This window comes from Caldicellulosiruptor hydrothermalis 108 (assembly GCF_000166355.1).
Classification (GTDB): Bacteria; Bacillota; Thermoanaerobacteria; order Caldicellulosiruptorales; family Caldicellulosiruptoraceae; genus Caldicellulosiruptor; species Caldicellulosiruptor hydrothermalis.
In genome coordinates this window covers 1,664,985-1,677,780 of sequence record NC_014652.1, presented here as the reverse complement: position 1 = coordinate 1,677,780, position 12,796 = coordinate 1,664,985, and the positions used below count along the sequence as shown (strand labels likewise).

The 12,796-nt window shown below is 35.5% G+C and carries 15 protein-coding genes; 14 read left to right on the top strand and 1 reads right to left on the bottom strand.

Annotation, left to right across the window (positions count from 1 at the left end; translation table 11 throughout):
- Positions 1–11 precede the first annotated feature (11 nt).
- The 11 genes from CALHY_RS08330 to CALHY_RS08280 all read left to right on the top strand — a co-directional run bounded on the left by CALHY_RS08330 (position 12) and on the right by CALHY_RS08280 (position 8,308).
- Entirely contained in the window at positions 12–239 is a 228-nt protein-coding gene (locus CALHY_RS08330) for a HypC/HybG/HupF family hydrogenase formation chaperone (protein WP_013403522.1), read from the top strand.
- Complete coding sequence (hypD, locus tag CALHY_RS08325; RefSeq protein WP_013403521.1) at positions 226–1,281, top strand: hydrogenase formation protein HypD; 1,056 nt, start codon at positions 226–228, stop codon at positions 1,279–1,281. The genes CALHY_RS08330 and hypD overlap by 14 nt, the downstream gene beginning before the upstream one ends.
- Positions 1,278–2,279, top strand: coding sequence for a hydrogenase expression/formation protein HypE (hypE, locus tag CALHY_RS08320; protein WP_013403520.1), 1,002 nt, complete (start codon positions 1,278–1,280; stop codon positions 2,277–2,279). Before hypD ends, hypE begins: the two co-directional genes overlap by 4 nt.
- Positions 2,280–2,318: 39 nt before the next feature.
- Positions 2,319–3,002 (top strand): hypothetical protein, encoded by a 684-nt coding sequence (locus tag CALHY_RS08315; protein ID WP_238524508.1) that lies wholly within the window; start codon positions 2,319–2,321, stop codon positions 3,000–3,002.
- Between the two features lie 24 nt (positions 3,003–3,026).
- Positions 3,027–3,230: a 4Fe-4S dicluster domain-containing protein gene (locus CALHY_RS08310; protein ID WP_013403518.1), complete on the top strand. Its 204-nt coding sequence runs from the start codon at positions 3,027–3,029 to the stop codon at positions 3,228–3,230.
- A 3-nt stretch (positions 3,231–3,233) separates the two neighbouring features.
- Positions 3,234–4,286 carry a 3-methyl-2-oxobutanoate dehydrogenase subunit VorB gene (locus CALHY_RS08305; RefSeq protein ID WP_174299048.1) on the top strand — a complete coding sequence of 351 codons (1,053 nt, stop codon included), beginning with the start codon at positions 3,234–3,236 and terminating at the stop codon, positions 4,284–4,286.
- A gap of 39 nt (positions 4,287–4,325) precedes the next feature.
- Positions 4,326–5,066, top strand: a complete 741-nt coding sequence (locus CALHY_RS08300; RefSeq protein ID WP_013403516.1) for a thiamine pyrophosphate-dependent enzyme — start codon at positions 4,326–4,328, stop codon at positions 5,064–5,066.
- A 2-nt stretch (positions 5,067–5,068) separates the two neighbouring features.
- Complete coding sequence (locus CALHY_RS08295) at positions 5,069–5,608, top strand: 2-oxoacid:acceptor oxidoreductase family protein (protein WP_013403515.1); 540 nt, start codon at positions 5,069–5,071, stop codon at positions 5,606–5,608.
- A gap of 8 nt (positions 5,609–5,616) precedes the next feature.
- Positions 5,617–6,993: a VanW family protein gene (locus CALHY_RS08290; RefSeq protein WP_013403514.1), complete on the top strand. Its 1,377-nt coding sequence runs from the start codon at positions 5,617–5,619 to the stop codon at positions 6,991–6,993.
- A 19-nt stretch (positions 6,994–7,012) separates the two neighbouring features.
- Positions 7,013–7,678: a DUF2225 domain-containing protein gene (locus CALHY_RS08285; RefSeq protein WP_013403513.1), complete on the top strand. Its 666-nt coding sequence runs from the start codon at positions 7,013–7,015 to the stop codon at positions 7,676–7,678.
- Positions 7,679–7,750: 72 nt separating this feature from the next.
- Positions 7,751–8,308 (top strand): coiled-coil domain-containing protein, encoded by a 558-nt coding sequence (locus CALHY_RS08280; protein ID WP_013403512.1) that lies wholly within the window; start codon positions 7,751–7,753, stop codon positions 8,306–8,308.
- 63 nt (positions 8,309–8,371) lie between these two features.
- Here CALHY_RS08280 and CALHY_RS08275 read toward each other — a convergent pair whose 3' ends face one another.
- A complete protein-coding gene (locus CALHY_RS08275) occupies positions 8,372–9,286 on the bottom strand; it encodes an ArsR/SmtB family transcription factor (RefSeq protein WP_013403511.1) in 915 nt (304 codons plus the stop codon).
- Positions 9,287–9,538: 252 nt separating this feature from the next.
- On the opposite strand from CALHY_RS08275, the gene CALHY_RS08270 reads away from it, so the two are divergent.
- From CALHY_RS08270 to CALHY_RS08260, 3 genes are all read left to right on the top strand, one after another.
- Positions 9,539–10,888 (top strand): ABC transporter substrate-binding protein, encoded by a 1,350-nt coding sequence (locus tag CALHY_RS08270; protein WP_013403510.1) that lies wholly within the window; start codon positions 9,539–9,541, stop codon positions 10,886–10,888.
- A gap of 126 nt (positions 10,889–11,014) precedes the next feature.
- Positions 11,015–11,902, top strand: a complete 888-nt coding sequence (locus tag CALHY_RS08265; protein ID WP_013403509.1) for a carbohydrate ABC transporter permease — start codon at positions 11,015–11,017, stop codon at positions 11,900–11,902.
- Between the two features lie 30 nt (positions 11,903–11,932).
- Positions 11,933–12,787 (top strand): carbohydrate ABC transporter permease, encoded by an 855-nt coding sequence (locus CALHY_RS08260; protein WP_013403508.1) that lies wholly within the window; start codon positions 11,933–11,935, stop codon positions 12,785–12,787.
- The last annotated feature ends 9 nt before the right edge of the window (positions 12,788–12,796 follow it).

Here is a 12,796-nt window from a genome sequence, read left to right as displayed (position 1 = left end):
GTTTTAAAAATATGTGTTTAGGGTATCCTGCAAAGGTAGTCGAAATTTTAGAAGATGGCAAAAAAGCTATTGTTGACTATTTAGGTTTGAAGAAAACTATAAATGTGTCTCTCATAAAAGAGCTTGCTGTGGGTGATTATTTACTTATTCACTCAGGGGTTGCAATTGAAAAAATAGATGAAAAAGAAGCCGAGGAAATAGAAAAACTTTTTGGTGAGGTAAGAGATGCAAACTCATGATGCTGTAAATAATATTGTTAACACAATAAAAAACAACATAGAAAAGATTGGCAGGCAGCTAAGAATAATTGAGGTGTGTGGCACCCATACTGTTTCAATTTACCGAAACGGTTTTCATACTCTTTTTAAAGAATATATAGATTTTATTTCAGGTCCTGGCTGCCCAGTTTGCGTAACTCATGAAGGGTATATAGATAATCTCATTGAGCTTGCAAAAATGAACTATACTATCTACACTTTTGGAGACCTACTGAAAGTTCCAGGAAAGAGTATGTCTTTAGCTGAGGCAAAAGCAAAAGGCGCCAAAATTAAAATTATGTACTCACCGGTTGATACTGTTGAGAATATGCCCGAAAATGAAGAAGCAATAATTGCTGCAGTAGGGTTTGAGACCACAGTTCCAGCCTTTGCTCTGAGCCTGGAAAAGGTATTGGAAAAGGATTTGAAAAATGTCAAGTTTGCATGTGAGCTTAAAACCATTGACCAGCCGCTGAAAGTTCTCTTAAAAGATCACATAAAAGTGGATGGACTTATCCTGCCAGGACATGTTGCAACAATCTTGGGTGTTGATGGATTTAAGTTTGTTGAGGAGTTTGAGATTCCTTCTGTTATATCTGGATTTGAAAAGTATGATATTCTGCTTTCTTTGCTGAGTTTAACACAAAGTATCTTAGATAATGATTTTACTGTAAAAAATGAGTACAAAAGAGTTGTAAAAAAAGAGGGTAACACAGTTGCAAAAAGGTATATAGAGAGATTTTTTGAAAGAACTGATGCGTATTTTAGAGGACTTGGCTTGATTAAGGGGGGTGGGTTGAGACTTAAAAGTGAGTATTCTGCCTTTTCAGTCCAGCTTAAATATGACTATGAAAGTCTTTCTAATTCTGCGTGCAGATGTGCAGATGTACTAACAGGCAAATTAAAGCCTTTTGAATGTCCTCTTTTTGAAAAGGTATGCACACCTCAGACACCAAAAGGTGCGTGTATGGTATCACAAGAAGGTTCTTGCAATGCATACTTTAGATATGGGAAGTGGAAATGATGAGGACTATTCGCAAGGAACATGGCAATGGCGGGAAACAGACATATGAGCTGATTGACGACCTTTTCAAGCCAATATTTGGTTCTGAAATATTGAAAAGCGGTGATGATTCAACAGTATTTTCTTTAAACGGTATGAAAGTGGGAATATCAACAGATTCATTTGTAGTAAAGCCATATTTTTTTAAAGGAGGAGATATTGGAAAGCTTTCGGTATGTGGTACGGTAAATGACTTAGCTGTTGCAGGACTTGAACCAAAGTATATTACCATTTCTTTTATAATTGAAGAAGGATTTTCAATGGATGATTTAGAGAAAATTACAAGATCAATAAGGAAATATGCAGATTTAGCAAAGGTTGAGGTTGTTGCAGGGGATACAAAGGTTGTAGAAAAAGGTGCGGCAGATGGGATATTTATAAATACGACTGGATTGGGTGTTGCAAGAGATACCCAAAAAATGCCTTCGATTTCAAGGATAAAAGGTAATCAAGTTGTGATTGTCAGTGGGGATATAGGAAGACACGGAGCATGCATATATTCTCACAATGAAGACCTTGGGTTTAAAGACAGGATAGAATCCGATTGTGGGCTTTTGTTAGATGTAATTTCAGAGCTGATGCAAGAGGTAGATGTTGCGTATATGAAAGACCTTACAAGAGGTGGGCTTGCCACAGCTTTAAATGAGATTGTCCAAAAGTCTGGCTTTGATATAAAAGTTGAGGAAGAAAAGATACCTGTGGCAGATGAGGTAAAAGCTCTGTGCGATATTCTGGGGCTGGATAGCTATTATCTTGCTTGTGAAGGTAGGTTTGTTGCCATAGTAAATGGTGATGAAAAAGAGAAAGCTATTGAGATTTTGAGAAAATACAATGGGTTTGCATGTGAGATTGGAACAGTGGAGGAAAGTAGGGAAAAGAGAGTATATCTGTCAACTACCTTTGGCGGCACGAGAATTTTGGACATGCTTTATTATGAAATGTTACCAAGGATTTGCTAAGAAAAATTTGTGACTGAGATGAGGGTGAAAGGAATGTGCATGACGGTACCTTTGAGCTTTGTCAACAGGAAAACAAACATCTTTGTTGGGACGGCGGGAAGCGGCAAAAGTGAGATAGCTCTGAATGTTTCTTTAGAGCTTGGGGAGTTTTTCAACGTGAATTTAATCGATGCAGATGTAATAAATTTTTATTATAACCTGAGAAGTATTAAGCATATTATTGAGAATAAAAATATAAATTTTATTTCCACACACTTTGAGGACAAAAGCATAGATCTTCCGGTTCTTTCTGGCAGGGTTTTTGAAGCGCTGAGCAGTTCAAACGGAGTCAACATAATAGATGTAGGTGGAGATGAGCTTGGCAGTAGAGTTGTTGGCCAGTTCAAAGAGTTGCTTGACAAAAAAGGGTACAGTGTTTTTTATGTTGCCAACATATACAGGCCGTTTAATTCAAATGAGGAAGAAATCTTGCAGAACATGCATGAAATTGAGAGCATTCTGGGGATGAACATTACAGCTATTATAAATAATTCTCATCTTCTTTCAGAAACAAAGCCAGAAGATATTATGAGAAGTCTTCATGTCATCCAGAATGTAGCTGAAAAGAAAGATATTCCCTATATTCTTACTGTGGTAGAAGAAAATCTATTTGAAGAGGAGCTTTTAGAAGAGATAAAAAAATATTCTCTTGTATATGCCATTAGAAGGTATATAATAAGATAAGAAGCCATTATGGAGGTTGAAAAGTTGAAACTCAAAATCGAATATGATAAGTGCAAAAGTTGTGGACTTTGTGTGGAAATCTGTCCCAAGAAAATCTTGTATATAGACAGGAGCAGAATAAACAAAAAAGGGTATAACCCTGTTGAAGTAAAAGACCAAAACTCATGTATTGGCTGTGGAAGCTGTTATAAGGTTTGCCCTGATATAGTGTTTGAGGTAGGTGAGTAGGCTTTGAAACTTCTTATGAAAGGGAATGAGGCTATTGCTGAGGCAGCACTGAGAGCTGGCTGTGAATGTTTTTTTGGGTATCCAATCACACCTCAGACAGAACTTTTGCAGTATATGGCTAAAAAGCTTTTAAAAAGTGGCGGTGTTTTTATCCAGGCAGAGAGCGAAGTTGGAGCAATTAACATGGCATATGGCGCATCAAGCTGTGGCAAGCGGGTTATGACATCATCATCTGGTCCAGGAATAAGCTTGAAACAAGAGGGTATATCATATTTAGCAGGTGCAGAACTTCCATGCGTGATTGTAAACATTATGAGAGGTGGACCTGGGCTTGGTAATATAAATGCTGCCCAGTCTGATTATCTTCAGGCTACAAAAGGTGGCGGACATGGAGATTATAAGGTGATTGTACTTGCGCCATCTTCTGTGCAAGAAGCTGTAGAGCTTACAATGAAGGCGTTTGAACTTGCAGACAAGTACCGAAACCCTGTTATGATTTTAGGTGATGGAATGCTCGGACAGATGATGGAGGTTGTTGAGTTCGACGATAACTATCAACCACAAAAGGTAGAAAAACCATGGGCGGTGACGGGTGACAGGAATAGAGAAAAAAGGGTGACAAATTCGCTTTATATTGTTCCAGAGGAACTTGAAAAGCATAATTTTAAGCTAAGGGAGAAATACAAAAAAATAAAAGAAAACGAGGTAATGGTTGAAGAGTACTTGGCAGACGATGCAAGGGTTATTTTTGTCTCATTTGGAATGTGTGCAAGGATTGTAAAAAGTGCCGTAAACAGGTTAAGACAAGCAGGCGAGAAGGTTGGGCTTGTAAGACCAATTACGCTTTGGCCATTTCCAGAAAATGAGCTAAAAAGATATGCATCAAAAGAGGAAGTAGAATTTTTTATTGACATTGAGATGAATTTGGGACAGATGCTTGAGGATGTTAAGCTTTCTGTGGAAGGGAAAAAAACAGTACACTTTTATGGAAGAACAGGTGGCATGGTTCCAACAATTCAGGAAATAATGGATTTTTATTATTCTCTTAAAAAGTAGCAAGTCAGGTACACCAAATTTGAGAGGAAGATGATTAGGATGGGGTTCAAAAGACCAGAGTGTTTGACAAAAGAGAGTATGCATTATTGTCCAGGGTGCGGTCATGGAATCATTCACAGATTGATTGCTGAGGTTATTGACGAGGATTACAAAGAGAGTAAAATAATAGGTGTTGCACCTGTTGGATGTGCAGTTTTTATATATGACTATTTTAATTTTGACTTTGTGGCAGCAGCTCATGGGAGAGCCACAGCCGCTGCAACTGGTGTAAAAAGGAGTATTCCAGACGCTCTTGTGTTTTCATATCAAGGCGACGGGGATATTGCAGCCATCGGAACATCTGAGGTCATACATGCAGCAACCCGAGGAGAAAACTTTACAGCTATATTTGTCAACAACGGAGTTTATGCTATGACAGGTGGCCAGATGGCTCCGACAACAATTCCTGGACAGGTAACAGTTTCATCTCCATATGGACGTGACCCAAAAGTACAAGGTTATCATATAAAACTTTGTGAAATGCTTGTGCCACTTGATGGTGTTGCCTTTGTTGCAAGAACTTCAATACATAACTTAAAAAATATTGAGTTTACCAAAAAAGCTATAAAAAGAGCTTTTGAAGTTCAGATGAACAATGAAGGCTTTTCTATTATAGAAGTGCTCTCAAACTGCCCTACAAACTGGGGACTTTCGCCAAGTGAGAGCATGAAGAGAATAGAAAATGAAGTACTAAAATACTACAGTTTAGGAATTTTCAAGGATAAAGGCAGGGGAATTTGAAGATGACAGAGGAGATATTAATTGCAGGATTTGGTGGACAGGGTGTTCTTTTTTTAGGACAGGTATTTGCCCATCTTGGAATGAAAAAGGGATTTAATGTGTCATGGCTTCCGTCGTACGGACCTGAAATGAGGGGTGGGACAGCGAACTGCAGTGTTATAATCTCAAGTGATATGATTGGTTCTCCTGTTGTGTTTAATCCCGATACATTATTTGTTTTAAATAAACCATCGCTTGAAAAATTTGAACCTGCAATAAAGAGAAGTGGGCTTTTACTTGTAAACAGTTCTCTTGTGGATATCTGTGCAAATAGAGATGATATAAATGTTCATTATATTCCGGCAACTGAGATTGCTTCAAGTGTAGGGAATGTTCGAGTTGCAAACATCGTAATGTTTGGTGCATATTTGGCAATAAAACAAAACTTTTCAGTTGACGAGGCAAAAGGTGTTTTAAGAGAGTTTTCAAAAACAGAAGAAATTTATAATTTAAACTGTTTGGCTCTTGAAAAGGGCTTTGAAGCAATTGCTGGACGGGGGTAAAATTTGAGGTGAAAAGGTTTATATTAATTGGGATTGTAGTGGTGCTTTTGATAGCAAGCACAGTTCTGGGATATACTCTTTATAGCAATGTTACGAAAGTTCTTGATACAGATAGGATTTATAAAGGTGTTTATGTTGAGGGTGTTCATTTGGGTGGACTTACCACAGAAGAGGCTCTTGAGCTTTTAAAAAAGACTTATTTTGAGCCACTGCAGAACAAAAAAATTGAAGTTATAGTTGAAGACAAAAGCTATTTTCTTGAGTATTCTTCTCTTGGAATAAAGATGGATATAGACAAGGCAGTAGAAAAGGCATATTCAATTGGCAGAAAGGGCAATTTTGCAACACGGTTCAAAGAAATAAAAAAGGTTTATGAAAATCCGGTGGTCATAAGACTTAATTTCGAATATGATGAAAACAAACTTAAAAAGTTTGTAGATGAACTTTTTAACACATACTATCAATCGCCTGTTAATGCAAGTATCAAAAAAGTAGGAGACCAGTTTGTTATAACTCCAGAGAGAATAGGGAAAAAACTTGATTATGGCTATCTTATGAATAAATTGAAAGACATGATTAAAAACAAGCAAGAAGGTAAGGTTTATGCAAGATTTTTAAGAATAACTCCGCGAATCACAGCGAGTGAACTATCAAAAGTAAAAGAAATAATAGGTTCGTTTACCACAAAGTTTGATAGTTCAAATGTTGCAAGAAGCGAAAATATAAGGGTGGCTGCCCAAAAGATAAATGGCAGCTTAGTGATACCGGGCGAAATATTTTCGCTGTCAAAGGTAATTGGACCTGTAACAGTTGAGAATGGTTTTAAGATTGCAAAAGTTATTGTCAATAATGAGTTTGTAGACGGTGTTGGTGGAGGGCTTTGTCAAATAGCAACCACTATGTACAATGCAGTTTTGATGGCTCAGCTGAAGGTTGTGGAAAGAGCACCACATTCAGCTCTAATTTCGTACGTGCCACCTGGCAGGGATGCAACAATTGCTTCAGGTTCAATAGATTTTAAATTCAAAAATACAACAAATGCGCCTATCTATGTTGAAAGTTATACTTCCAAAAATACTGTGACAGTCAACCTCTATGGCAAAAACAATCATAAGGCTGAAATTGTCAAATTCGAATCGGAAATAATTGAAAGGGTACCTTATAAAAAAGTCTACAAAAATGATCCAACACTTCCTCAAGGAGTAGAAAAGCTTTCCAATAAACCCCAGAATGGCTTAAAGGTAAAAACTTATATGCTTGTTTATAAAGATGGCAGGTTAATAGAAAGAAAGCTTCTGTCCTATGACTATTATAAACCTGTAAATGCTGTGATACTGGTTGGAACAAAAGCAAAAGAGACCGTCTCTTCATCTGTTTATGAGTAAAAGGGAGAGGATAAGAAAAATGGACATTTATGAAAAGACATTAGAGTGCCCTGTATGCGGTAGCACAATCAAAGCACCATTTGTAAAAAGTTCAGCAATTTATGTAGAGAGCCGGGATACTGACCTTTGTGTTTACTACAAGGGCGTCAATCCTCTTTTGTATGATGTTATTGTCTGCGGGGAATGTGGTTATGCAGCGCTTAGCAAAAATTTTGGGAAACTTACAAAATGGGATGTAGAATCATTAAAAGAAAAGGTTGCCTCAAAGTGGGTAAAAAGAGAGATTCCATTTGAAAGAACAGTAGATGATGCTATTACGTTGTATAAGCTTGCTTTGATTACAGCGACATCTAAGAAAAAAGTCAACAAATATGAAGTTGCAGGAATTTTGCTGAGAATTTCATGGCTCTACAGGCTAAGTCAAGATAAAGAAAAAGAGCTTGAATTTCAAAAACTTGCTCTTCAAACATATAAGGATGCATTTGAACATGAAGAAGGGTCAGCTGATGAAATAGATTTGGCAACGGTCATGTATTTGATAGGTGAGCTTTCAAGACGAGTAGGTGACCTTGACGAGGCAAGAAAATGGTTTTCAAGGCTTATATCAAGCAAAGAAGCACGAAACAATCCTCACATTCTTGAACTTGCAAGAGACCAGATTCAGGTTATGAGAGATATGGAATAAAATACAAGAAAAATTGGTAGAAGAAATATGATATAATCTTACTATAAAATTTGAAAACTCAGGAGGCAAAAAATGCCAGAAAATGATGTTTTGCAAGCTATAGTTGCAAATCTTGAAAAGATTAATGGGCGACTTGATACTATTGAGAAAAGATTAGATAAGATTGAGCAGAGGCTTGAAAGGATTGAACAGAGAATTGACAAAGTTGAACAGAGACTTGACAAAGTCGAGCAGAGGCTTGACAAGGTTGAGCAGAGGCTTGACAAGGTAGAAGAAAGACTCGATAAAGTAGAAAAAAGACTTGATATTGTGGAGATGAGATTGGATAAGCTTGAAGAGAGGGTTGCAAAATTAGAAGAAGATGTTCAGGTTATCAAACAGGACATTGTTATATTAAAAGAAAATGACAAAGAGCTAACAAGAAGAATGAACGCTGTATATGACCAGGTTGCATTCTTGACTGAATTTCGAACAGAGATGATTATGTTCAGAGATGAGGTGTACAAGAGATTTGACAATTTAGAGCAGCAGACAGGAAGATTAAAAGAAGGGTTTGAATATTTACGTGACATGACAGTTGAGCATGAAATTGATATTCGATTTTTAAAAAGAGTTGTGAGAGCTTCATAGTTTACATAGAAAGTAATTAAAAGCTTGAGAGCTCGAAAGAGGGGAACATTCCCCTCTTTTGTTTTATACTTCCTCATAAAATATTCGAAACTTTATATCCTGGTCATAGTTTCCAAAATTTCTTCCAAAAAGAGTAACTCCTCCAATGTTCTTTGCGTGATCAGGCACAGCAACTCTGAACCTTATTTCATTTTTGGACTCTATGTCGATATCTTTTATAGTGACATTAGAAATTTTAAATCCGTCTATATATGTCCCATCTTCTGAAACTGAAAGAAGTTTTAAAAGTCCATACTGATTCCAATTTGGAAACCACCAGTCAGGTGTAAAGATTCCTTTGGTCTCTCCTCCAAAATCCCCTGGGCTTGTCCAGTAACCAAGTTCAACTCCATTTAAGTAAAAGTATATGTCTGAAGGCCAGTTTTCACTAACACCTGGGGCTTCTGAGGAAATTTCAAATGAAATCTGAATTTCAACAGCTTTTTGATTTTGGCGCAGAAAATTGGGGATTATATATTCTACATAACCCTTTGTAAACCAGATAATATCACAGTTAACATGTTCAGGATGAGCAAAGTATTTGGGGTCATCCACCTCTCCAATTAACTTGTCTTTTGTAGCAAGTCCGCAGGTTGGATAAACCTCAAAGATAGAATAATTCCCCACTTTGATTTCGCACTCATATAATTTTTGAGGATGCTTTGTGACAATGTTAATAATTATCTTGTCTTCAACAAGTCGGCAAATCTTTTGATTGCCATGTTTTCCTGCAGCCGCACTGATTGTAACAATCCCAGCAGCAATTAGCTTTTTCATGTGCTGAGTAACTGCGCCATTTGTAAGTCCAAGTTTTTGCGCAATTTCATTCATATTCATTTCGCGATGCTTACTCAGAAGGTTTATAATCTCTAATCTTGCATCAGACGCTAAGGCTTCAAAAAGTATTTTTGCTTCTTTGAGATTGTCTATTTGTTTCATATGTCTTACCACCCTTGAATTTATTTAGGGAGAAACCTTTTTTATTTTACATCATTTTAAAACAAAAAGCAACTTAAAGTACAATATAAAATTTTAAATGTTTTTTAAAAAAAGCTAAAATGAAGGTAGATAATAAATAAAAAAATTAAAAAATATATTGACAAGTTTATAAAAAATCTATATAATAAAACTACAAAGTTTAGCTATATAAAAATTATTTTAGAAAAAATTAAAACAAAGGAGGTTAGCATCATGTTAAAAAAATTTAAAAAAGCGTTAAGTTTAGTTGTGTGTCTTATCATTTTTCTTTCATTATTCACTGTCATCAACATTAACAACTCGTCAGTAGAGGCATCCTCAAAAATAAAAATAACATGGATGGGATTTGGGCAACCTCATGAAAAAGAATTGTACACTAAATTGGTAAAAAAATTTATGGAAAGGTACAAAAATATCACCGTTGATTATATCTGTACTGCCCCCGGACAAGAGTATGGGATGAAAATTCAGGCTGCAATGGCTTCTGGAAAATTACCGGATGTATTTTATGTTCCACCCGAAAATTTAAGAGCATGGGTTGATGCGGGAAAACTCTTAAAAATAACTAAATACGTTAAGGCATCAAAAGAAATTAACCTAAATAATATATGGCCGCAAGCTATTTCACGCTATATGTATGATGGTAAAACTATAGGTAAAGGTGATATTTACGCTTTACCAAAGGATGTAGGTCCGTTTGCATTTGGTTACAACAAAACTATGTTTAAAAGGGAAGGTATTCCACTTCCAGATCCCAAGAAACCATATACGTGGGAAGAATTTGTCAAGATATGTAAGAAAGTTACAAAAGATACAAATGGTGATGGTAAATTAGATCAATGGGGAACAGATTTGGATGTTAACTGGACACTTCATATGTTTGTATGGTCCAATGGATCAGATTGGTTAGATAACACAAAAACTAAGGTTACAATTGACGATCCAAAATTCATTGAAGCATTACAGTTTTTTGCAGATCTACGTAACAAATATAAAGTAACTCCAACTGCAGTGCAAGGACAATCTATAAGCGGATACCAAAGATGGTTAAATGGACAATTAGCATTCTTCCCTGTTGGACCATGGGATGTACCAGTTTATAATAAGCTTAAATTTGAGTATGATTTGATACCACCTCCAGTTAGTCCAAGAACTAAAAAGCCTGCAACATGGTTAGGTTCGCTTGGTTTTGGAGTAGCATCAACAACTAAATATCCACAACAAGCTGTGGATTTGGCTGCTTTTCTTTCAACAGATAGAGAAGGACAAAGAATGGCTTACCAGATGGGATTACAAATACCAAACTTAATTGATATGGCAAAAAATGAATATGCAAAATGGAAGGAAAAACCAAATAATAAAATGGAATTTATACGTGTAGTTGAAGATTATGGAAGAAGGTTCCCGTTTGAATACACTTATGATAGAGAGTGGTATGATACCTTCTATAGTGGATTACAACCAGTCCTGGACGGAAAAATGACAGCAGAACAATATTGCAAACAAGTAAAATCTAAGATTCAGAAATTGCTTGATAAAGCAAATCAGAAAGCAAAGAAGTAAATTATTTAACGATTTTTCCACTCCAGAGGTTAACATATTGCCTCTGGAGTGGCACATTTTGAATTGTTAGTGAATTATACTAACAACTATTTTTGAATATATTTCAAAAGGTCAGGTGTCTTAAAGATGAAATTTTCAATTTATAACAAAGAGAAAGTGGTAGGATATTTATTTATTTTAGCGCCAATTCTCCAATTCTTTATCTTTGCGTTGGGACCATTAATTTACTCCTTTTATGCCAGCTTTACCGATTGGGATGGTCTTACCCAGCCAAGTTTTATAGGATTAGAGAACTATAAAGAAATTGTACTTGATGATCGATTTTGGAAAGCTCTTTATAATACAATCTTCTACATGATAGGTATACCTATAGGAATGTTTTTGTCAATTATATTAGCAATACTTATGAATCAGAAATTAAGAGGTATAAGCATCTATAGAGTAATTTATTACATTCCCAATATTTCCTCATTAGTAGCAATAGCAATCTTGTGGCAATGGATATATAATCCGGATTATGGTATTTTAAATAACATGCTATATAAGTTGTTTCATATACAAGGGCCCAATTGGTTATATAATACAACATGGGTAAAACCAGCAATTATTATTGTAACTGTTTGGCGAGGCTTAGGATATTCAACTCTTCTCTATTTAGCTGGACTTCAGAATATACCACATGTTTATTATGAGGCAGCAGAAATTGATGGTGCCAGCTCGTTAAAGAAGTTCATTTATATAACATTGCCTTTATTAACGCCAACAAGTTTTTACATAGTTGTAACAACATGCATAGGTGGATTGCAAATGTTTGTTGAACCTCAGATTTTAGCTAACAATGGGGGACCGGAATATAGTGCGGCAACAGTGGTATTTTATTTATGGCAGAAAGCTTTTATTAACTATGATATGGGGTATGCTTGTGCAGTTGCTTGGATTCTGGGGGCGATAATATTTGTTGTAACACTTATCCAATTTAAATATGCTAATAAATGGGTGTATGGTATGGATTAAATTTAAAAGCTCAAAAGGAGTAGAGATACAATGAATGTTGGTTTAACAAAAAAGAATGTGAGAGTGATAACGGCTTTATTAACTTACTTAATACTTACTGCTGGTGCGATAATAATGATCTTACCATTATTATGGATGTTATCTACTGCTTTAAAAGAGAAGGAGGCCGCTTTTTTACTTCCTCCTCGTTGGATTCCAAATCCTATAAAATGGAATAATTTTATTAATGTATTTAAAAAAGGGCCAATTTTATCAGGATTTAAAAATAGTTTAATTGTTGCTACAACAGTAATAAGTGTAGGAACATTTACTTCTTCTCTTGCAGCCTTTTCGTTTGCAAAATTAAAATTTCCGGGCAAAGATAAAATATTTTTGATGTTATTAGGAACAATAATGATTCCGTACCCTGTAGTAATGATACCACAATTTGTTATGTTTTCAAAAATTCATTGGACAGATACTTTGTTGCCTTTAATTGTTCCTGGTATGTTCGGTAATGTTATGATGATATTTTTCTTAAAACAAAATATAACTTCTATTTCTGACTCACTGATTGATGCAGCTAAAATTGATGGATGTGGATATTTTAAGATGTATTACAAGATTATCTTACCATTAGTTAAACATGCTGTAGCTACTCAAATAATTTTATGGTTTGTGGGTATTTGGAACGATTATTTAGCTCCTTTGATATATTTAAATTCCCCTGAAAAAATGACAATACAGGTTGTTATTGCTTCATTTAATTCCTTTTATGCTATTCAAAATGATTATCCGTTAATTATGGCAGCTTCATTAATTTCGATGTTGCCAATAATTGTGGTATTTATGATTTTCCAAAAACAAATAATTGAATCAATAATGATTAGTGGAATTAAAGAATAGAATTTATAA